The organism is Leisingera sp. NJS201, assembly GCF_004535885.1.
Lineage (GTDB): Bacteria > Pseudomonadota > Alphaproteobacteria > Rhodobacterales > Rhodobacteraceae > Leisingera.
Genome location: NZ_CP038234.1, coordinates 1,754,174 through 1,775,764, shown reverse-complemented (window position 1 = coordinate 1,775,764; position 21,591 = coordinate 1,754,174). Strand labels below are relative to the sequence as shown.

The window sequence follows — 21,591 nt, the reverse complement described above, 5'->3', positions numbered from 1 at the left end:
CCTTTTGGTGATAAGCTGCCGCGCTGGCCGCGTCCAGCGCATCTGACAGCCCGCATGCTGCAGGCGTCAAAAAGCAAAAAGACCCGCCAACCGGCAGGTCCTTGCAACCGGCGGCACATTATCATGTGCCGCCCGGGTGATCATCCTTTCAGGCGCCGACAGCCATTCGCTGGCCGCCTGACAGGTGGTCTTCCTGCGGATCACGCAGCACATAACCGCGGCCCCAGACGGTTTCGATGTAATTCTCGCCGCCTGTTGCGTTGCTGAGCTTCTTACGCAACTTGCAGATGAAAACATCAATGATCTTCAGTTCAGGCTCATCCATGCCGCCATAAAGATGGTTCAGGAACATCTCCTTGGTCAGCGTGGTGCCCTTGCGCAGCGACAAAAGCTCCAGCATCTGGTATTCCTTGCCGGTCAGATGCACCGCCTTGCCATCGGTCTCAACCGTCTTGGCATCCAGGTTGACCGCAATCTTGCCGGTCTTGATGATGGACTGCGAATGCCCCTTGGAACGGCGGATGATCGCGTGGATCCGCGCCACCAGTTCCTCACGGTGGAAAGGCTTGGTCAGATAGTCATCCGCGCCAAAGCCGAAGCCCTTGATCTTATTGTCGGTATCATCGGCACCGGACAGTATCAGAATCGGCGTTTCGATACGGGACATGCGCAGTTGGCGCAGGACCTCGTGGCCGTTCATATCGGGCAGCCCCAGATCCAGCAGGATCAGGTCATAGTCGTAAAGTTTAGCCAGATCGATCCCTTCTTCCCCCAAATCCGTCGAGTAGACGTTCAGGTTGGCATGGGTCAGCATCAGTTCGATGCTTTTGGCCGTGGTCGGATCATCCTCAACCAGCAGAATGCGCATATTATTTTCTCCGCCTGTACACTGTTTCCCTCAGGTCGCGTTAACCTTGGTGGAAAAAAGTTAATGCCTCGTTACCATGATGGTTAATTTACAAATGCAACTCAAGGGCGGGCTTGTTTATTTTGCGTCAGGGCTGCGGAATTTCTTGAGACGCGTGGTTTTCAGGGCCTCTTCGCCATGGTCTGCAACCGCTGCAACCCAGCTTCGGAACTCTTCCTCGCTCAGCCCGTAACGTTGCATGGCCTCTTTCTGAGGCAGCAGCCCGTACAGAACACCGCGCACCACCGCGGCCTTGCGAGAGGCAACCCAGCGCCTGGTGGTTGCCGGCGGCAGATCCGCCCGGGTCATGATGGTGCCATCCGGCAGGGTGACGGCCCGCGGCCCGTCAACTTTCTTCAAAAACATCTTTCTTCCCTCGAAGATCTTTTTCGTTGAGGTCTGGCACAAGAATTTCCGATCAGGCTTAACGGCACGTGAACCACGGCCCTTGAGAGTCTGTAGGATTTTCCTATATTCTGCGGCGCCTGCCCCCTTGCCTTCAGGAGCTGCCCCATGGCGCTGGACCACGACTCAAAACTAAACTCGCTCGGCTTTGCCAAACCGCCCTCGGAAACCCGGGTGGTGGTGGCCATGTCAGGCGGTGTCGACAGCTCTGTTGTCGCTGCATACTTGGCCGATCAGGGCTATGACGTGGTCGGCGTGACACTGCAGCTCTACGATCACGGCGCGGCGCTGGCCAAAAAGGGGGCCTGCTGTGCGGGCATCGATATCCACGACGCGCGGCGCGTCGCCGAGGAGCGCGGCTTCCCGCATTACGTCCTGGATTATGAGAACATTTTTAAGGATGCGGTGATTGACGAGTTCGCAGACAGCTATCTGGCCGGTGCAACCCCGGTGCCTTGCATCCGCTGCAACGAGCGGGTGAAGTTCAAGGATCTGCTGGAGACCGCCAAGGATCTGGAGGCCGACTGCATGGCCACAGGCCACTACATCCAGCGCATGATGGGGGCAAACGGGGCAGAGCTGCACAGCGCCGAGGATGCGAACCGCGACCAGAGCTACTTCCTGTTCTCAACGACGCCGGAACAACTGGATTATCTGCGCTTTCCGCTGGGCCACCTGCCCTCTAAGGACGCAACGCGGGAGATGGCGGCGCAGTACGGGTTGGCGGTGGCCGACAAGCCGGACAGTCAGGACATCTGTTTTGTGCCGGACGGAAACTATGCCGGGGTAATCGAAAAACTGCGCCCCGGTGCTGCGGAGCCGGGCGACATCGTTCATTCCGACGGACGGGTGCTGGGCCGCCACGACGGGGTGCTGCATTACACCATCGGCCAGCGCCGCGGCCTGGGCATCGGCGGGCTTTCCGAGCCGCTGTACGTGGTGAAGCTGGACGTAGACACGAAACAGGTTGTCGTCGGCCCCAAGGAACTGCTGGCCACCCGCACTATCCCGGTGCGCGAAATCAACTGGCTGGGCGACACGGCCTTCACCTCGCAGGATGAATGGCATGTGAAGGTCAGGGTCCGCTCCACCCGCCCCCGCGTGAGGCGATTATCCGTCCTCTGAGCGATACAACCGCCGAGGTCGAGCTGTTGACCCCGGAGGAAGGCGTCTCTCCCGGTCAGGCCTGCGTGTTCTACGCCAGCGAAGGCTCCCGCATCTTTGGCGGCGGTTGGATCTGGCGCGGTTACTGAGAAACGCAGCCAGCCAATTGCGCCTTCCCTGACCCGGCAATTCCCATAAGATTGCAAAAGCGCCTGAGGCCGGTCCTGCCCTCAGGCGCTTCTCCGCAGAATCAAACCCACCGCATCATCCTGCCGGTCCGCAGATGTTTTTCTGTGCGTAGGCGGCACGCCCCGCGCGGGGCGCAGCGCCCGCGCTACCGAAAGCCGCGCGGCGGAGGCGTCAGTCTCCGCCGCGCTCTGCTTACATCTGGGGGAGACGGTCCAAGACAGCCCGCGCCGCCCGTAGCCCGGGCTCTTCACCGCCCTTGCCAAGACGTTGCATCGTCATGTCCATGGCACCCAATTGCGCGCCAGGGTCGGCTGAAACCGCAGCCAGCCGGGCAGCTATATTGTCCGGTGTGCACTCCGGCCCCAGACATTCCGGCACCACGCGGGTATCGCTCACCAGGTTGACCAGCGTCACGGTGTCGATCAGCGCCATGCGTTTCATGATCTGCCAGGTCAGCCATTGGAATTTATACGCAATCACCATCGGCGTGGCCGCGGCGGCCAGTTCCAGCGACACCGTGCCAGAAGCGGCCAGCGCCAGATCCGCCGCAGCAAAGGCGGCGCGTTTGTGGGCCTTGGCCGTGGCGGGATCAAATTTGTTCGGGTCGATCAGGACTGTGCCTTCGGGCCAGCCCTGCAAAGCCTCCGCAACCAGCCCTGCCACCGGTGCGGCGGCAGGAACGACCACCTTATAGTCCGGGTGCGTCTCCAGGAACCGTTTCAAGGCCGCCCCGAAGTCCGGCGCCAGCCGCGATATCTCAGAGCGCCGCGAACCTGGCAGCGCCAGCACAAAGGGCGCATTCCCCAGACCAAATTCCTGCCGGAACGCAGCAACCTCTTCGCGCGTGGCCTGCGGCTCGGCGACCACCGGGTGGCCGGCGAAGTCGCAGGCCATCCCGGCCTTCTCCATAAGGGGCGGCTCAAACGGCAGCAGTGCCAGCACATGGTCGATGACCTCAGCCATTTTGCCTGCCCGTTTGGGCCGCCACGCCCAAACCGAGGGCGCCACGTAATGAACCGTGCGGATATTGCTTTGCTCTTTGACCAGCCGCGCCACCCGCAGCGAGAAATCCGGGCTGTCGATAGTGATCAGCACATCCGGCCTGGTTTCCAGAACCGCATCGGCAGTTTCCCGGATCCGGCGTTTCAGATGGCGGTACTTCGGCAGCACCTCGGCCAGCCCCATCACCGACAGCTCATCCATCGGAAACCGCGAGAACAGCCCCTGCTCGGCCATCAGCGCGCCGCCGATGCCGTCGAAAACCGCCTCCGGCGCCAGCTGTTTCAATCCCGCCATAAGCGCCCCGCCCAGCCGGTCGCCCGAAGGCTCGCCCGCCAGAATGAACACCCGCAGGCTCATCCCTTGCGCAGCCACAGGAACAGGCCCAGCCGGTTACAGGCCGAAATGACCGCCTCCTGATCCAGCACGATCACGCCGCCTGCTTCCAATGCGATGCCGGACAATCCGGCCCTGGCCGCGGCTTCAACTGTCCCGGCACCAATGGTGGGGAGGTCAGCACGGCGGTCCTGCGCCGGTTTAGGCGCCTTGAACAGCAAACCGCCCTGCCCATCCGGGCGGTGCAGCAGCGAGGCCAGCATCCAGTCGGTGCCGAAGATGTTCTCGACCGCAATGGCCTGCTGCTTACGTACTGCACAGGACTGGCCAATATCAGCCGCACACATGGCGGCGACAATTTCAGCGCCCCGCACAGCATCCGCCTTGTCCAGCTCCCCCGGCTGCACCTTGGTCGGCACGCCCTCTGCCATAAGCAGATCCGGCGCCACTTCATGCGCGGCGCGGACAGTGAACCCGGCCTGTTCAAAAATGCCAATGATCGCCCGCAATGCCCCGTCATCGCCAGCGGCCAGCGCCGCCTGCAGCACCGGAACCAGCGGCATCGTCGCGGCATCAATGGCCGAAGGGTCGATATTGGGACGGCGCACCGCGCCTGCCATGCAGATCTCGGTCACGTCTGCGGCCTTCAAGCGTTCCAGAAAGGATCCCAGCTGTTCAAACCGGAATGTCACTTCCGCATCCACCGCGTCAGGTTCCGACCCTGCCATCGCGCAGATCAGCGGCCGGCCGGCAACACGGGAGACAACTTCAGCCGGCAGTTCACCGGTACCTGCAATCACTGCCAGCATGGTCTCAGCCCCCCGGTGTCAGGAAAGAGCGGTCGCTGCCGCCGGTGATAAAGGCGACGATCCGCTGCACGTATTCGCTGTCGCTCTCGTCCCCCAGCCGCTTGGCGCGCTCCTGAAAGGTGCCCTCGCCCTGGGCCAGCATCTGAAACGCCGCACGCAAGGCTGTGATGTCGCTGCGGGCGACACCGCGGCGTTTGAGGCCGACCAGGTTCAACCCGTCCAGCTCGCCCCGCTGCGCCTGGACCAACCCGTAGGGGATCACATCATTGGTCACCATGGTGACCGCGCCGATGATGGCGCCGCGGCCAATGCGCACCCATTGGTGGATGCCTGACAGTCCGCCGATGATCACGTCATCCTCCAGCACGCAGTGGCCCGCCACCGCGGCGGAGTTCACCACAATCACCCGGTCGCCGACCTGGGCGTCATGGGCGATGTGGCAACCTGCCATGAACAACCCGTCGTCGCCGATACGGGTCACGCCGCCGCCGCCGCCGGTGCCGGCATTCACCGTCACATGTTCGCGGAAACGGTTGCGCTTGCCGATCACGGTCTTGCACTTCTCGCCCTTGAACTTCAGGTCCTGCGGGATCTCGCCCAGCACCGAAAAAGAGAAGACAACGGTTTCGTCGCCGATCTCGGTGTCGCCAGTGACCACCACATGGGATTTCAGAACAACCCGGTCCCCCAGCACAACATCAGGTCCAACCAGGCAGAACGGGCCGATCTCGCAGCCTTCGCCGATTTTGGCACCGTCTTCAATAATGGCGCTGGGGTGGATGCTGCTCATTTCAGGCGCCCTCCACCTGACGGTCTACCATCGCAGTGAATTCGGCTTCTGCGGCGACTTCGCCGTCCACCGTGGCGCGCCCCAGGAACTTGAAGATCTTGCCGCCCGGTTTGCCGCGCAGGGTTTCCACATGCATTTCCAGCACGTCGCCCGGCACCACCTTGCGGCGGAATTTGCATTTGTCGATGTTCATGAAATAGATCAGCAGGTCGGTATCGACCATGTCCATGCCAACGCCCAGCATCACGCCTGCGGTCTGCGCCATCGCCTCGACGATGGTAACACCCGGCATGATCGGCGTTCCCGGGAAATGGCCCTGGAAATGCGGCTCGTTCATGGTGACATTCTTGATGCCGCGCGCCGATTTGTAGCTGTCGATATCAACCACCTTGTCGACCAGCAGGAACGGGTAGCGGTGCGGCAGAATCCGCTGGATCAGTTGAATGTCAGCATTTTGCAGCTCGGTGGTCATGCGTGGTTTCCCATTATCGTCAATTATGCTGCGCCGTCCCTAGCAAGCAGAGGGCAGTTGGGCAAGTTCGCACACTCAGCGCTCACTCTCCTCATCTGCTGCGCCATCGCCAAGAACCTCGTCTATCCGGCCGATTGCCAGGCTGGTGATATCAGCGGCATTCGCGCTCAGAAACACCGAAGCATGATCCAGAATCGCCCCTGCGCCGGTCTCCCGCATGATCTGCTGCAGCACCGGCAGTGAGGCGGCGATGAACTCCCTCCGGGCTTCCTCGCCCATCTGGTTGATTTCACGCAACTTCTGGTCCTGGCGGCGCCGGGTTTCCTGCACCTTCTGATCAAAAGCATCCGCTAGGGCGCGGAAGGCGTCCGGCGCCATGTCGCTGCGGCGTTCGGTTAGCTCCAGCTCCTCGGCGCGCAGTTCAGCCTCGATGCGGCGGTTTTCCGCGGTCAGCACCGCGCCCTCGGCCTCAATCTCGCGCTCCACCCGCTTGCCAAAGGCGCTTTCGGAAAACAGCCGGTCAGGCTGGATGGTGAGGATGCCGCTTTGCGGCAGCCCCAGCTGGAATTCCGTGCCCGTATTCGGGGGTGGTGAAGTCGGCTCCTGGGCCAGGGCCGACAATGTTCCGGACCCGGACAGCGCTATGGCAAGACCAAGCGCTGCCCAATAACTGGGCGCAGGCCGCCGCACCAGATCAGAACCGCGCCTGCAAGGTCAGGTCGAAACTCTGTTCCTGGTCAAAGTCCTCTTTCTGGAGGGCCTTGGAGAAGTTGAAGCGCAGCGGGCCGATCCCGGTGGTCCACAGCAGAGAGACGCCAACGACGTGGCGGAACGATCTGCTGGAACCCACGACACCGTTGCCGCTGCTGGTGGCGCCGGAAGTATCCACGTTCTGTGTTCCCCAAAGGCTGCCGACATCATAGAACAGGGCGCCGCGCATCCCCAGTTCCTCAGGCAGGCCCAGCGGGAATTCCGCATCAAAGCGGGCCACCGCATAGTAGTTGCCGCCCAGGAAGTCGTTGTAGTTACCAGTCCCGCCTGTCACCGCAGACTGATCGCGGGGACCGATACCACCGGGTTCAAACCCGCGCATAACTGACGGCGTCAGCACAAACCGGTCGATCGAGCGGCTGGAACCGCTGCCCTCCCATTGGAACGCACCCGCCTCCAAGGTCGCACGGATCGTGACTTCCTCATTCAGAATCTGTTTCTGCGCCACAATCTTGGTTGTGGTCTTGAAGTATTCAGAATCTCCGCCCAGACCAGCATAGTCGGCGCCGACTTCAACCAGGAAGCCAGCAGTCGGATCCAGGCCTGTCAAACGGCTGTCATAGCGGTAGGTGAAGCCGATGGCACTCGACGAACGTTCACCCTGCGCGATTTCATTGCGGATAACCGGACTCGCCAGGAAGGAGGTCGTGTCGTCATCCTCGCTATCGCTGAACAGCATCTCGTCCGCATCCCAAGTATAGCGGACCTGAAGCGAGGTATCCTCGCCTGTGTTGAATGTCAGCGCGGGCTGGAAGAAGATCCGTTTGGTGCGGTATTCCGAGAAACTGGAGTCGGTTTCATTGAGACCGAGGTCCAGATCGAACCGAAGATCCCGCCCCAGAAGCGAAGGCTCGGTAAAGCCCAGCACATAGGAATCCGATTCCGTCGCCGTGGCGATATTGAATGAAAGCCGCTGACCGCGGCCCAGGAAGTTGTTCTCAGTCAGGCCGACGCTGACCCCGAAACCATCCGTGACAGAATATGCACCGCCAAGGTTCAGGGAGCCGGTCGGCTGTTCCTCGACGTCGACGTCGATGATCACCTGATCGGACGAGCTGCCCTCGCGGGTTTCAACATCCGCGTTGGCAAAATAACCAAGCGCCCGGATACGCTCTGCACTGTTGCGGATGGACCGCGGATTGAAGGGATCGCCTTCCACCGAGCGGAATTGCTGACGGACCACCCGGTCCAGCGTGGTGGTATTGCCTTCGATATCGATGCGTTCGACAAACACCCGCGGACCGCGGCGCAACACGAATTCGATATCCAAGGTCAGATCCCGCTCATTGCGGGTAACTCGCGGTTCGACCCGCAGAAAATCGATCTCAGTGCGGACAGCCAGCCCTTCCATCCGGTCGATTGCATTCTCGACCAATGTCGGGGAATAGACCACACCGGGCTTGATCTTCAATGTGGAGCGGAACAGGTCGGCATCCGCTTCGGGCATTTCGCTGGTGACCGAGACATTGCCGAACTTGAACTGCTGGCCTTCGGTCACATCGACCACCAGGAAAACCGCATCCCGCTCGCGCGTGACCTCGGCGTTGGAACTGTTCACCCGGAAATCCACGTAACCGCGCGACAGGTAGAAATCACGCAGTACCTGCTTGTCGAATTCCAGCCGGTCCTCGATCAACGTGTCCGAGTTGATGAAACCGCGCAGAAATCCAGCCTGCTTGGTCTGCAGGATCCGGCGCAGACGGCGGTCAGAATAGACCCGGTTGCCGGTGAAGGAGACGCGCTCCACCTCGATGGTGTCGCCTTCGGAAATCTCGAACACCAGGTCGACCCGGTTGTTGTTGCGGCGGATAATCCGCGGGGTCACGCGCGACGCCAGACGGCCTTGAACGCTGTACGCCTCGGCAATTGCGGCGGCATCGCGTTCGGCCTGCGAGGGGCTGAACACCCGGCGCGGTGCAGATTCGATAATCTGGTCCAGGGAATCATCCTTGAGACGGCGGTTGCCCTCAAAGCTGATCTGATTGATGGTCGGGAATTCGGTGACTTTGATCACCAGCGTATTGCCGCGCGGCACCAATTCCACTGTTTCAAATACGCCACTGTCAAGGATGCGCTGATAGGCGTCGTTCAACTCGCCCGCACTGACAGTCTGCCCCCGTTCGATCCCGGTGTAGGCAACAACAGTGGACGTCTGGATCCGCTGATTGCCCTCGACCTGGACCGTATTGAAACGGAAGCTTTGCGCCTCGGCCGGCAGCGGAGACAATGCATAACCCAGCGCAACCGCCAGAGAAATAGCCGAAACTTTACGGTACAAGATGTTGATGCCCGACTTACGCTCACCACAGGACTTGCCTGCGACTTTCCCCCAAACCATTTTTCAAAACCCGATTATTATAGCAGCTTTGGGATGTGCGTACCGGGTTTGAAAGCGCTTGTCAAAACCAACAAAGCGCAGTCTGGCAGCAACCGGCGCGGCGGGCTTGCGCGCCGGTTGCTGGAATCACAATGCGGCGAGCCAGGCGCCTGCGGTCAATGCGCCCAGGACGGCAAATCCCGTCAGCGCACGGTCCCAATTCAGCCGGACCAACAGGCCCAGGCCCTGGTAAGATTGCGAGAGTGTCTGCATCGGTCGTCCCCCAGTTATCGTTCACCAATCCGCAAAGCGCCTATCCGGCACAATCTGCGGGTTGATAAAAAGTTAACGGGAGAATGTGGCAGCACTTGGGCGGCAACATGGCCGCCCGAAGTCATCCTTTCTGTGCCGGCTTCTCAGCAGAACAAGTCATTGCCAAGAGCGAACACCATCAGCGACAGCACGATGGCGATACCAAGCGACATCAGCACCCGCACCGCCCGGTCGCTGGGCGGGCGGCCTGACACCGCCTCGTAGGCGTAGAACATCAGATGGCCGCCATCCAGCGCGGGCACCGGGAACAGGTTCAGCAGGCCCACGGCGGTCGACAGCACCGCAATGAAGCGGATAAAGCTCTCAGCCCCCTGGCTGGCCATCGCGCCCGAAGTTTCGGCAATGCCGATCGGCCCGGACAGGTTGCAGGTGCTGATGGCGCCGGTGATCATATGTTTCAGCCCCGACAACGAGGTCTCCACCACTGCCCAAACCTGATAGGTGCCCGCCGCCAATGAGGCGCCGAAGCCTGCGGATACCGTGGCCGGTTCAAAGGCCAGGCCGCCAATGATGCCGATCCGCCAGCGGGTGGCAAAACCGCCATCCGGCTGCGGCTCATCCGTGCGACGCGGCGCCAAGGCCATTTCGACCTGCTCGCCGTCCCGCCAGACGTCCAGCACCAGCACTTTGCCGTCCGCGGCCTCGACGTGCGTCTTGAGCTGGTCAAAGGACACAACCGGCGCGCCGTTCATCGCCAGGATCACGTCTTCCGGCTGCAATCCGGCATCCGCGGCTGCACTGCGCGGCACCACACCGCGCACATAGGGCGGGTAAAGATACGGTCCGTTGACGCTGATGTCTCTGCCGTCGCGGCGCACTTGATATTCCAGCGGCTGCTCTTGCGGCAGAGCTTCGCGAAAGGCCTCCCAGGCATCGGGATCGGTATAGCTTGGCACCGCAATGCCACCCGCTGTGATCAGCTCATCCCCCTGCTGCAGGCCGCTCTCGACCCCAGGCAGCGGCGCCAGCGCGCCAATGGTCAGCGGGTCGCGCATGATGCCCTGAGACATCGCAACCGCGGTAAAGATGATCGCCGACATCACAAAGTTGAACACCGGCCCGGCTGCGACAGTTGCGGTCCGGGCCCACAACGGCGCGCCATGCATGGTCCGGCGCAGCGCGGCCGGATCGTCAGCGGCGGCTTGCATTGCCCCGGCATCCTTGCCCGAGGCCGCATCGGCATCACCCAGGAATTTCACATAACCGCCGAACGGCAGCGCGGCAACCTGCCAGCGGGTGCCGTGCTTGTCCACCCGACTCCACAGCACCGGGCCGAACCCCAGCGAGAACACTTCGGCGTGAATCCCCGACCAGCGGCCAACGATATAGTGGCCGTATTCATGCACGGCCACTATCACCGACAGGGCGATGACAAAGCTGGCAATCGTATAAAGAAATCCGCCAAACTGCGGGACAAAAGCAAGTACGTCCAAAGATCTACCCTATGCGTTCTTCTGCGGCGCGCGCCGCCTGTTGCCGGGCGAGATGGTCAACCCGGGTCACGTTATCAAGTGTCATTGCGGCATCAATGAGGTCACGTTCCGCTGACATGCGCTCCAGCGCGGTCTCGGTGACAGCCGACATATCAGTGAACCGGATGCGGCCTGCGATGAAGTCATCCAGCGCCTGTTCCTTGGCCCCGTTGAAGGCCGCGCCCATCATACCGCCGCGGTCCATCACATCATAGGCCAGGCGCAGCGCCGGGTACCGGGCCGGGTCCGGCGCACGGAAATTCAACTGGCCGATACGGGCCAGATCCAGCCGCTCCACCGGCAGTTCCCGGCGTTCCGGCCAATGCAGCGCGTATCCGATGGCGTGCCGCATGTCCGGCGCGCCCAGATGCGCCATCAGCGCTCCGTCCTTGAAACCAACCAGTGCATGGACCAGCGATTCGGGATGCACCAGCACCTCGATCTGTTCAGGCCGGACACCAAAGTATTCACGAGTTTCAACAACTTCCAGTGCTTTATTGAACATGGATGCGCTGTCGATGGTGATCCGCTGACCCATATCCCAATTGGGGTGCGAGGACGCCTGCGCCAGGCTTGCACTTGGCAGGTCCTCCAGCGGCCAGTCCCGGAATGCACCGCCGGACGCGGTGATAATGATCCGTTCAACCGCTTCAATATCTTCGCCTGCCAGCCCCTGGAACACCGCCGAATGCTCGCTGTCCACCGGCAGCAGCCGGGCGCCGTGCGCCGCTGCGGTCTCCAGCAGCAACCGGCCGGCGCAGACCAGCGATTCCTTGTTGGCCAGCGCCAGGGTGGTGCCGTGTTTCAGCGCCTCCAGCCCCGGAGCCAGACCAGCCGCGCCCACAATGGCCGACATGATCCAATCGGCAGGCCGTGCAGCAGCCTCCACCAGCGCCGCCTGCCCTGCTGCGGCCTCGACGCCGGTGCCTGCCAGCGCCGCGCGCAGATCCGGCAGGCGGTTGTCATAAGCAGTCACAGCAACATCAGCCCGCAGCGCAACAGCGTCTTCGGCCAGCCGCGCGATATTGGCGCCGCCGGTCAGCGCCACCACGTCATAAGCATCCGGCGCGCGGCGGATCAGATCGATGGTGTTCTGGCCAATCGAGCCCGTCGCGCCGAAAATCGAGACTTTCCGCATAGCTTTTCCTGTCTGGTTATCCCCAGAGGGCGGTCACGGCCAGGAACATCGCCGCAGCCCCCAGCATCCCGTCGAACCGGTCGAACAGGCCGCCATGGCCGGGAATCAGCCCGCTGGAATCCTTGACGCCCATCTTCCGCTTCAGTGCGCTCTCGGCCACGTCACCCGCCTGGCTGGCCATCGACAGCAGCACCGACAGCACCACGATGCCATAGCCCAGACCTATCTGCCCGGCAAAAACCGCCCCGACGATAGCCGCCGCAAGCCAGCCCGCTGCAGTGCCGCTCCAGGTTTTCTTGGGACTGACACGCGGCCAGAACTTTGGCCCGCCGATTGCCTTGCCAGCGAAGTAGCCCGCAATGTCGGTGGCCACCACAATGCCGATCAGCCACAGCATCCAGGCCATTCCCATCTGGCCGCGCAGCCAGATAAAGCCGAAGCCCGCCAGCAGAACCCACAAGGCAAAGCCGGTGAAATACTGCCGCCGCTCGCGGATCTGGCTGAACCCTGCCGCCACAGGGGCCGCCAAGACCGGCAGCACCCAAAGCACGGGCAGGAACGACGCCAGCAGAACCGCAACGGCAGAGATTGCGCCAAGCTGCAGCGCAGTGCCGCTGCGCGCAGGCTGAAGCATCCGCACCAGTTCCCACACCATGCCGCCGCTGCACAGCGCAATCAGCACATCAAACACCAGCCCGCCGGCCCATACGGCATATCCGCCCGCAGCCACCATCACCACAGCAGACAAGGCCCGCGGCAGCAGGTCGGCCCAGCGGCCCTTGGCGGCACTCATGTTTTGACGGCCCCGAACCGGCGGTCGCGGCTGCCATAGCTATTGCAAAGCCGCGCCAGCTCCTCGCCGGAGAAATCCGGCCACAGCGTGTCGATGAACTCATATTCCGCATAGGCCGATTGCCACAGCAGAAAGTTCGAGATCCGCGCCTCGCCGCTGGTGCGGATCACCAGATCCGGATCCGGCAGCACATGGGTGTCCAGATACCGCGGCAGGGTTTCTTCATCGACTATAGCGGGATCAAGCCGGCCATCCGCTACATCCTGCGCCAGCCGCTTGGTGGCACGGGCAACCTCGTCACGGCCGCCGTAGTTCAGCGCAATAGTCAGCTGGGTGCCGTCGTTGCCTTCGGTCTTCTGTTCCAGCTTGTCCATCAGATCGATCAGCTTGGCATCCAGCCGAACCCGGTCGCCGATAAAGCGCACCCGGACATCTTTTTCGGCCAAAGCGTTCATTTCTTTGGAAATGTAACGCCGGAACAGGCTCATCAGGCCTGCGACCTCGGTCTGGGTGCGTTTCCAGTTCTCGGTCGAGAAGGCAAAGATAGTCAGGTATTTCACGCCCAGACTTGGGCAGCACTCAACAACTTCACGCACCCGGCGCGCGCCGGCATGGTGGCCGAACAGCCGCGGCCGCCCGCGGGCCTGGGCCCAGCGGCCATTGCCGTCCATGATGATGGCCACATGGCGCGGGCCGGAACGGACCGCCGGAGACTCTCCGGCGGCGCTCAATTGCGGATTTGCATCTCCTGGCATACTGCCGGTCAGACCTGCATGATTTCGGCTTGCTTGGTCTCAAGCGCCTCATCCACAGCTTTGATCATCTTATCGGTCAGCTCCTGCACTTCGGCTTCCCAGAACTTCTGATCGTCTTCCGACATGCCGTCAGCCTTGGCCTTCTTGATCTGGTCCATGCCGTCGCGGCGCACGTTGCGGATCGAAACCCGGCCATGTTCGGCATACTGTCCGGCAACTTTGGTCAGCTCTCGGCGGCGTTCCTCGTTCAGCTCGGGAATCGGCAGCATGATGATAGTGCCGTTAAGCTGCGGGTTGATCCCCAGCCCGGATTCGCGGATTGCTTTTTCAACTTTACCGACCAGGCCCTTGTCCCAGACGTTGATGGTGACCATGCGCGGTTCCGGCACGTTCACAGTGCCGACCTGGTTGATCGGCGTCATCGAGCCATAGGCATCCACCATCACCGGCTCCAGCATCGAGCCAGACGCCCGGCCGGTGCGCAAGGACGCGAATTCGGTCCGCAGGTTGGCCATGGCACCGTCCATACGGCGCTTCAGGTCGTCGGTATCCAGTTCAAAATCATCAGACATTCTGCTCTCTCCCCTTATCTGAGGCGGTCTTCCCTTGGCTCATAAGCCATTGGAAGGCTGATGTATAGCGATGTTGGCCAGGATTTGCCGCCGCCGGGACTGCATCCTGCCCCCTTGCCGGTCTCTCCTGTCATCCAGGAAATTTAGCCTGCGTTCCGGTGATTTCACGGAAATGCCCTGCCCCGCCAAGGGATCTGCCCCGGCCGGAAGCAAAAAAAACGCGGGCCGCAATGGGCCCGCGTCTTTCCTCAGTCCCGGATCAGGGCTTAGCCGTGAACCTTGGTATAGGTGCCTTTGCCGGCCAGGATGCCGCGGAAGCCGCCCGGCTCATCCAGCGGGAACACGATCAACGGCAGATTGTTATCCCGCGCCAGCGCAATGGCTGACGCATCCATCACCTTCAGGCGTTTGGCAAAGACTTCGTCATAGCTGATCTCGTCATAACGGACGGCGTCGGCATGTTCCTTGGGGTCTTTGTCATAGACGCCATCAACCCCGTTCTTGCCCATAAATATTGCCTCGCAGGCCATTTCATTGGCCCGCAGGGTGGCGGCGGTGTCGGTGGTGAAATACGGGTTGCCGGTGCCTGCCGCAAAGATGCAGACCCGCTTTTTCTCCAGGTGGCGCACGGCGCGGCGGCGGATATAGGGTTCGGCCACCTCATCCATGCGGATTGCCGAAATCACCCGGGTGAACACCCCTAGCTCCTCAAGCGCCGACTGCATGCCAAGCGCATTCATCACGGTTGCCAGCATCCCCATGTAATCAGCGGTGGTCCGTTCCATCCCCTGAGCCGAGCCGGACAGGCCGCGGAAGATGTTGCCGCCGCCGATCACCATGCAAATCTCGACGCCCATCTCCTGCACTGATTTCACTTCGCGGGCGATGCGCTGCACGGTCGGCGGATGCAGGCCGAACCCCTGATCGCCCATCAGCGCCTCGCCCGAAATTTTCAGCATGACGCGTTTATAGGCGGCGGCCGGATGCAGCTCCGGCTTGTCTTGCGGTTGAGGCATGTTGCGCTCCAGAAGATGTGAGGGTTAGTTTGCGCGCAAAATGAAGCAATTCGCCGCCGGTTTCAATCCGCGCTGCGCGCTTTCCGCACAGTTTTGCGGAACTGGACTTAAGAGACGGATCACGCCTGAATGAACCTGCCCGACATCAACCCGGATCTGCCTGTACTGATTGCCGGCCCCACCGCTTCGGGAAAGTCCGCGCTGGCGCTTGAAATTGCCGCGCGCCAGGGCGGCATCATCGTCAATGCCGATGCCAGCCAGGTCTATGATTGCTGGCGGGTGATCACCGCCCGTCCTTCGGCAGAGGAAGAAGCGCAGGCCCCCCACGCGCTCTACGGGCACATGCCCTATGATGCAGATTATTCCGCCGGCCATTGGCTGCGCGAGGTGCTGGAGCTGCTGAAAGGGCCTGAACGGGTGATCATCACCGGTGGCACCGGGCTTTACTTCACCGCCCTTACAGACGGCATGGCGGACATTCCTGCCACCCCGCCCGAGGTCCGCGCCGAAGGCGACAGCCTGCCCCTTGAGGCGCTGCTGGCAGAGCTGGACCCCAAGACCGCATCCCGCATCGATCTGCAGAACCGGGCCAGGGTGCAGCGCGCCTGGGAAGTGCTGAAGGCCACCGGCCGCCCGCTGGCCGGCTGGCAGGATGACACCCCCGCCCCGGCGCTGCCGCTGTCCGGCTGCACCGCACTGGTGCTGAACTCAGAGAAATCCTGGCTGGAGGCCCGTATCCGCAAACGCTTTGGCCAGATGCTGGATCAGGGCGCCATGGAGGAGATCGGCGCGATGCAGGACCGCTTTGACCCTGCCCTGCCCTCCTGCAAGGCGATCGGCGTTCCGGAATTGATGGCCTATGGCCAAGGCCGGATTTCGCTGGCCGAGGCAGAAGAACGCGCGGCCATCGCCACCCGCCGGTTCGCCAAGCGTCAGCGCAGCTGGTTCCGCGCCCGCATGAAAGACTGGCAGCAGGTGGCCCTGGCCTGACCGCCGCCGGGGCAGCCAGCCGGCATAAACTCTAAATATTTAGACGTTTTCGGCGCTAGCCGGCGGAAACTTGCCAGAATCAGCGATTCATGCCCTGTTGCAGCAGATCGTATTTGTTCCTGTGCCTAAGATATCTGATGCCATTTGATCCGACCCTGTCCGGCGACATTCACGCCGCCCCTTTATCCCGGCTTGCCCCAGATGGCGCCTGGCAGACCGGGCTGGCACATACCCGCCGCGAACACTTGCTGATCTGGATCACCCGCGGACAGGGGCGTATCTGTGTCAATGGCGCACAGCGCGGCTTTGGCCCCTACAGCGCCATATTTCTTCCGGCCGGCACGCTGTGGTCCGCCGAATTCACCCGCCAGTGCCTGGGGCAGGTTCTGTCAGTATCCGGCCCGCTGCCGCTGCCGTTTCCGGAAACGCCGGTCCAGAAGCGGTTCGCCAGCCTTCAGGACCAGGCCAGGCTGACCGCCCTGTTCGAAGCCATCAGCCGCGAGCAGAACGAGCAGAATCTGCTCTGGCACCGCTCCGTTCAGGCCCATTGCGAATTGGCCGCCATTGCCTTGCACCGGCAACCGGAGCCCGCCGGACGGGCTGCCCGGCAGACCGCAGCGCAGCGCCTGTGCCAGGCCTACTGCCTGCGCATCGCCGAACTGCCCGGCACCCAGACCGCCATGGCCGGTCACGCGGCCGCGCTGAATGTGACGCCAACCCACCTGACGCGGGTGTGCAAGGCCGAGACCGGCAAGACCGCTGCAGCCCTGCTGACCGAGCGCCAGCTGCACACCGCGCGCACGCTGCTGATCAGCTCTGAGCTGCCCATCCGCGACATCGCTGCTCATCTGGGGTTTGGCAGCGCCGCCTACTTCACCCGCTTCATCTCCCAGCACGCCGGTCAAACCCCCAGCGCAGTGCGCAAAGCCGCCCGCAAGAAGTCACAATAGTTTGATCCGCTTGCAGATTCTTGCATGTTTTCCAGTAAGTGCGGATTTCACACCGGTTACTGGGCAGTTTTGAACAGTATTCAGTAGCATACCGTTTCAATTCGGGAAAACGACACCCCGAATGTCGTAATTTTACCTTCAAACGCCGAAACTGTGCATTGACGAAACGGCATATCTCTGCCCGAATACAGCCATGGGGAAACTTTAATCCAAAACGCTAAACAAAAACGCCCGGCACGCCGCCGGGCCAAAATCCGTTTCGCAAGACAAATGACCAAACGGGATAACAGGGAGACCTAAATGACCAACGACACAATCAACGGAGCACCGGTACACTGGGCCGCCAAGATGCACGCCGAAGAAGTGCTGGATGGCAAGCTCGACCGCCGTGAATTCCTGACCCGCGCCACCGCGCTTGGTGTGGCTGCCAGCGCTGCTTACGGCATGATCGGCATGGCCGCACCGGTGCAGGCTGCTGAAGAGAAAAAACAAGGCGGAACCCTGCGCATCCAGACCGAGGTCCGCCCGCTGAAGGACCCGCGCACCTTTGACTGGTCGCAGATGGCCAACAAGACCCGCGGCACCATCGAATACCTGGTTGAATACAACAATGACGGCTCTATCACCGGCATGCTGCTGGAAAGCTGGGAAGTCAATGAGGACGCAACCGTTTACACGCTGAACGTCCGCAAAGGCGTCAAGTGGAACAACGGCGACGACTTCACCGCCGAAGACGTGGCCCGCAACATTGCAGGCTGGTGCGACAAGTCGCTGGAAGGCAACTCGATGGCCGGCCGCTTTGCGACCCTGATCGACACAGAAGCCGGCCAGGCGATTGAAGGCGGCATCGAAGTGGTCGACAGCCACACCGTGAAGCTGAACCTGCCGAATTCCGACATTTCGCTGATCGCGGGCATGGCGGATTATCCGGCGGCGATTGTTCACGCGTCCTTCCAGACCAATGATTTCCTGACCAATGTCGGCACCGGCCCGTTTCTGCTGACAGAACTGGAAGTGGGCGTGAAGGCGACCCTGGAACGCAACGATAACCACACCTGGTGGGGAGAAGCGATTTACGGCAAACCTGCGTTGGACCGTATCGAATACGTCGATTTCGGCACCGACCCGTCGTCCTGGCTGGCCGCTCTGGAATCCGACGAAGTCGACATGCTCTATGAATCAGTTGGTGAATTCATCGACGTGATGGACGGTCTTGGCTACAAGAAGTCCGAAGTTGTGACCATGTCCTCGATTGTGATCCGCACCAACCAGCTGGCGGAAATCGATGGCAAGAAGCCCTATGCAGACAAACGCGTCCGCAAGGCGATTCAGATGGCTGTCGACAACTCCGTCTGTCTTGAACTCGGCTATGGCGGCCGCGGTGAACCCGCGGAAAACCACCATGTCGGCCCGATCCACCCGGAATACGCCGAACTGCCGCCGCAGAAGGTCGATCCTGAAGGTGCCCGCGCGCTGATGGAAGAAGCCGGCATGATGGATTTCGAACATGAAATCCTGTCGATCGACGACGACTGGCGCCGGAACACCACCGATGCCGTGGCCGCACAGCTGCGCGACGCAGGTTTCAAGGTCAAGCGGACAGTTCTGCCCGGCTCGACCTTCTGGAACGACTGGGTGAAATATCCCTTCTCCTCGACCAACTGGAACCACCGCCCGCTGGGTGTGCAGATCTGGGCCCTGGCCTATAAGTCCGGCGAAGCCTGGAACGAATTCGGCTGGGAAAACGCTGAATTCGACGCCCTGCTGGAAGAAGCTCTGTCGATCGCCGACGCCGACAAGCGCCGCGAGATCTCTGCCAAAGGCCAGGCGCTGATCCAGGAAGAAGGCGTTACCATCCAGCCTTACTGGCGTTCGCTCTACCGCCATATGCGCGAAGGCGTTGTCGGCGCGGACATGCACGTGTCCTTCGAACACCACCACTACAAATGGGGCTGGGCGGCGTAAGCCACGCCCTAACAGGCTCCCGGCACCCGCACCGCCCCGGATGGGGCGGTGCTTTCCAGCTCATACGATAAGAGACCCGCACCTGCAGCCGGGTCCGATCCGCCAGACTGACAGGGGACCCCATGGGACTTTTCATTCTCCGACGTTCAGGCGTGATGCTGCTGACGGCCTTGTGCCTGACGTTCATCGTGTTCTTCCTGACGAACCTCTACCCAAACCTTGAGAAACTCGCCAAAACCCAGGGCAACTTCCGGATGTCGGATGAGGCCGTGGCCAGCTGGCTGGATGCCAACGGCTATGGCGGCTCCATGGTCTCAAAATACGGCCAATGGCTGGGTGTCCTGCCCGGCTGGACCCGCGAAACTGAAGACGGCTACAGCGGCCGGTGCATGACAGGCACCGTTTCAGCCGAAGTGGCCGCCGAAGCCTCAACCTTTTGCGGTATTCTGCAGGGCGACTGGGGCTATTCCACCCGTTTTAAAGACGAAGTTTCCTCCATCGTGGCAGTGCGTTTGGGCAATACCGGCCGCTTGATGTTCTGGGTGCTGGTCCTGATGATCCCATCGGCACTGATCATCGGCGTCCTGGCGGGGATGCGCGAAGGATCGGTGACGGACCGAAGCCTTTCGACGGCCTCAATCCTGACGACGGCAACGCCGGAATATGTGTCCGGGGTGATCTTTATCGCTGTCTTCACATCTTCCACCGTCGGCCTGAAATGGTTCAAGGGCACCGCCACCTCGGCGATGGATAATCCGAATTTTGAAAACTTCTTCCTGCCGGTGCTGACCATCGCGCTTTACGGCATGGGCTACATCGCCCGGATGACCCGCGCCTCGATGACCGAGGTGATGACCGCGCAATACATCCGCACCGCCCGCCTTAAGGGTGTGAGTTTTCACAACATCGTTCTGAAACACGCGCTCAGGAATGCGCTGATTGCGCCTTTCACCGTCATCATGCTGCAGTTCCCCTGGTTGCTGAACGGCGTGGTGATTGTTGAAACCCTGTTCAACTACAAGGGCTTCGGCTGGATCCTGGTGGAAGCCGCAGGCAACAACGACATCGAACTGCTGCTGGCCGTCTCTGTGGTCTCAGTTGTCGTGGTTCTTGTGACACAGCTGATCTCGGACATCGGCTATGTGTACCTGAACCCGCGTATCCGGATCTCTTAAGGAAGGCAGCAGAGAATGGAACCTCTTAGCGCAATTGAAATTGCAGGGCGTATTATCTACCAGCTGTCTCCGGTTTGGATTTCCCTGGTGATCCTCTACGCTTTCTCGATCGGCTTCAAACGGCGGCTTGGCCTGTACGGCAAGCTGTTTGACAGCCCCATCGGCATGATCGGCTTTGGCCTGGTGATGTTCTGGGTGTTCACCGGTGTCTACGGCGCCATGGACATGATCATCACCCATGACCCGCTAAGCCAGCTTTCGGGCATGAAGAACAAGGTGCCTGGCACCCCGCTTCGCAACCCCGAAGAAGGCCAGTATGAATGGTATCTGCTGGGCGGCGACAACCTGGCCCGCGACGTCTTCAGCCGTCTGGTCAAGGGCGCCTGGGAAGTCATCAAGATTGCCCCGATGGCCGCGGTCTTTGCCTTTATGGTGGGGATCACCCTGGGCCTGCCCGCGGGCTATTACGGCGGCCGCTTGGACACGATCCTGTCGTTTGCAGCCAACCTGATCCTGGCCTTCCCGGTGATCCTGCTGTTCTACCTGCTGGTGACCCCGGAAATCGTCGCCACCGGTGTTCCGAACTATATGGCCATCGTGCTGTTTGTGTTCCCGATCATCTTTGTCGGGGTGCTGCTGAACTCGCGCTACTACACCCGGCCCAAGTTGCGTAACTGGCTGCTTCCGGTTGTGCTGGGGACCATCATCTGGTTCTACCTGCAGCTGGTCTCCAACGGCGGTTACCTGATCAAGACGCCGGAATACGCGATCTGGGGCCTGCCCCGGGCGATGGATATGTTCGACATTCCCGGCGGTATCCTGGTGGTGTTTGTCTCGGTGGTCTTTGTCAACTCGCCCACGGTGTACCGTATCGTGCGCGGCCTGACGCTGGACATCAAAACCCGCGACTATGTGGCCGCAGCGCAAACCCGCGGCGAAGGTCCCTGGTACATCATGCTGTGGGAGATCCTGCCCAACGCCCGTGGCCCGCTGATCGTCGATTTCTGCCTGCGCATCGGCTATACCACCATCCTGCTGGGCACCCTGGGCTTCTTCGGCCTTGGCCTGCCGCCGGAAAGCCCGGACTGGGGATCGACCATCAATGACGGGCGCAAGCTGCTGTCGATCTACCTGCACCCGGCGCTGCCGCCTGCCTTTGCCCTGCTGACGCTGGTTCTTGGTCTGAACCTGCTGGCGGACGGGTTGCGCGAAGAGAGCCTGAAGGATTGATGCGACAAACCCGGGGGGCCAGCCCCGCCGCCAGCTGGTCTTGAACCAGTGGCGCCACAGCAGGCAGCCCCCGGGATACCTGAGGCCAGAAGAAAGGGGTCTT

At 61.5% G+C, this 21,591-nt stretch carries 20 protein-coding genes and 1 pseudogene; 6 read left to right on the top strand and 15 right to left on the bottom strand.

What is annotated here, in order from left to right:
• Positions 1–148: 148 nt before the first annotated feature.
• Entirely contained in the window at positions 149–868 is a 720-nt protein-coding gene (ctrA, locus tag ETW23_RS08805; protein ID WP_129370721.1) for a response regulator transcription factor CtrA, read from the bottom strand.
• 117 nt (positions 869–985) lie between these two features.
• The gene (locus ETW23_RS08800; protein ID WP_129370719.1) at positions 986–1,273 is read right to left on the bottom strand and encodes a DUF1153 domain-containing protein; all 288 of its coding nucleotides are present in this window, start codon (positions 1,271–1,273) and stop codon (positions 986–988) included.
• A gap of 147 nt (positions 1,274–1,420) precedes the next feature.
• Between ETW23_RS08800 and mnmA the strand changes: the two are divergent.
• Positions 1,421–2,565 (top strand): annotated as a pseudogene (mnmA, locus tag ETW23_RS08795) (tRNA 2-thiouridine(34) synthase MnmA).
• A gap of 232 nt (positions 2,566–2,797) precedes the next feature.
• On the opposite strand, the gene lpxB reads toward mnmA, so the two are convergent.
• From lpxB to pyrH, 13 genes are all read right to left on the bottom strand, one after another.
• Positions 2,798–3,964, bottom strand: a complete 1,167-nt coding sequence (gene lpxB, locus ETW23_RS08790) for a lipid-A-disaccharide synthase (RefSeq protein ID WP_134829773.1) — start codon at positions 3,962–3,964, stop codon at positions 2,798–2,800.
• Entirely contained in the window at positions 3,961–4,749 is a 789-nt protein-coding gene (locus ETW23_RS08785; RefSeq protein ID WP_129370714.1) for an LpxI family protein, read from the bottom strand. The genes lpxB and ETW23_RS08785 overlap by 4 nt, the downstream gene beginning before the upstream one ends.
• Positions 4,750–4,753: 4 nt before the next feature.
• Entirely contained in the window at positions 4,754–5,539 is a 786-nt protein-coding gene (gene lpxA, locus ETW23_RS08780) for an acyl-ACP--UDP-N-acetylglucosamine O-acyltransferase (RefSeq protein ID WP_129370712.1), read from the bottom strand.
• A 1-nt stretch (position 5,540) separates the two neighbouring features.
• The gene (gene fabZ / locus ETW23_RS08775; protein ID WP_129370710.1) at positions 5,541–6,011 is read right to left on the bottom strand and encodes a 3-hydroxyacyl-ACP dehydratase FabZ; all 471 of its coding nucleotides are present in this window, start codon (positions 6,009–6,011) and stop codon (positions 5,541–5,543) included.
• Positions 6,012–6,086: 75 nt separating this feature from the next.
• Positions 6,087–6,632, bottom strand: coding sequence for an OmpH family outer membrane protein (locus ETW23_RS08770; RefSeq protein WP_247676680.1), 546 nt, complete (start codon positions 6,630–6,632; stop codon positions 6,087–6,089).
• A 73-nt stretch (positions 6,633–6,705) separates the two neighbouring features.
• The gene (gene bamA / locus ETW23_RS08765) at positions 6,706–9,120 is read right to left on the bottom strand and encodes an outer membrane protein assembly factor BamA (protein ID WP_134829771.1); all 2,415 of its coding nucleotides are present in this window, start codon (positions 9,118–9,120) and stop codon (positions 6,706–6,708) included.
• A gap of 126 nt (positions 9,121–9,246) precedes the next feature.
• Positions 9,247–9,372 (bottom strand): hypothetical protein, encoded by a 126-nt coding sequence (locus ETW23_RS26570; protein ID WP_275423037.1) that lies wholly within the window; start codon positions 9,370–9,372, stop codon positions 9,247–9,249.
• A 143-nt stretch (positions 9,373–9,515) separates the two neighbouring features.
• Entirely contained in the window at positions 9,516–10,865 is a 1,350-nt protein-coding gene (gene rseP / locus ETW23_RS08760; RefSeq protein ID WP_129370705.1) for an RIP metalloprotease RseP, read from the bottom strand.
• A gap of 4 nt (positions 10,866–10,869) precedes the next feature.
• A complete protein-coding gene (gene dxr / locus ETW23_RS08755) occupies positions 10,870–12,042 on the bottom strand; it encodes a 1-deoxy-D-xylulose-5-phosphate reductoisomerase (RefSeq protein ID WP_134829770.1) in 1,173 nt (390 codons plus the stop codon).
• Positions 12,043–12,058: 16 nt separating this feature from the next.
• The gene (locus ETW23_RS08750) at positions 12,059–12,835 is read right to left on the bottom strand and encodes a phosphatidate cytidylyltransferase (protein ID WP_134829769.1); all 777 of its coding nucleotides are present in this window, start codon (positions 12,833–12,835) and stop codon (positions 12,059–12,061) included.
• Positions 12,832–13,590 carry an isoprenyl transferase gene (locus tag ETW23_RS08745; RefSeq protein WP_134829768.1) on the bottom strand — a complete coding sequence of 253 codons (759 nt, stop codon included), beginning with the start codon at positions 13,588–13,590 and terminating at the stop codon, positions 12,832–12,834. Before ETW23_RS08745 ends, ETW23_RS08750 begins: the two co-directional genes overlap by 4 nt.
• An 8-nt stretch (positions 13,591–13,598) precedes the next feature.
• The gene (gene frr / locus ETW23_RS08740; protein WP_129370698.1) at positions 13,599–14,162 is read right to left on the bottom strand and encodes a ribosome recycling factor; all 564 of its coding nucleotides are present in this window, start codon (positions 14,160–14,162) and stop codon (positions 13,599–13,601) included.
• Positions 14,163–14,428: 266 nt separating this feature from the next.
• The gene (gene pyrH, locus ETW23_RS08735) at positions 14,429–15,178 is read right to left on the bottom strand and encodes a UMP kinase (protein WP_129370696.1); all 750 of its coding nucleotides are present in this window, start codon (positions 15,176–15,178) and stop codon (positions 14,429–14,431) included.
• A 129-nt stretch (positions 15,179–15,307) separates the two neighbouring features.
• On the opposite strand from pyrH, the gene miaA reads away from it, so the two are divergent.
• The 5 genes from miaA (at position 15,308) to ETW23_RS08710 (ending at position 21,488) form a co-directional block, all read left to right on the top strand.
• Positions 15,308–16,168 carry a tRNA (adenosine(37)-N6)-dimethylallyltransferase MiaA gene (gene miaA / locus ETW23_RS08730; protein ID WP_134829767.1) on the top strand — a complete coding sequence of 287 codons (861 nt, stop codon included), beginning with the start codon at positions 15,308–15,310 and terminating at the stop codon, positions 16,166–16,168.
• Between the two features lie 137 nt (positions 16,169–16,305).
• The gene (locus ETW23_RS08725) at positions 16,306–17,118 is read left to right on the top strand and encodes an AraC family transcriptional regulator (RefSeq protein ID WP_134829766.1); all 813 of its coding nucleotides are present in this window, start codon (positions 16,306–16,308) and stop codon (positions 17,116–17,118) included.
• A gap of 300 nt (positions 17,119–17,418) precedes the next feature.
• Positions 17,419–19,083, top strand: a complete 1,665-nt coding sequence (locus tag ETW23_RS08720) for an ABC transporter substrate-binding protein (protein WP_134829765.1) — start codon at positions 17,419–17,421, stop codon at positions 19,081–19,083.
• Between the two features lie 122 nt (positions 19,084–19,205).
• Positions 19,206–20,258, top strand: a complete 1,053-nt coding sequence (locus ETW23_RS08715; RefSeq protein WP_129370690.1) for an ABC transporter permease — start codon at positions 19,206–19,208, stop codon at positions 20,256–20,258.
• A gap of 15 nt (positions 20,259–20,273) precedes the next feature.
• Complete coding sequence (locus ETW23_RS08710; RefSeq protein ID WP_129370688.1) at positions 20,274–21,488, top strand: ABC transporter permease; 1,215 nt, start codon at positions 20,274–20,276, stop codon at positions 21,486–21,488.
• Positions 21,489–21,591 lie beyond the last annotated feature (103 nt).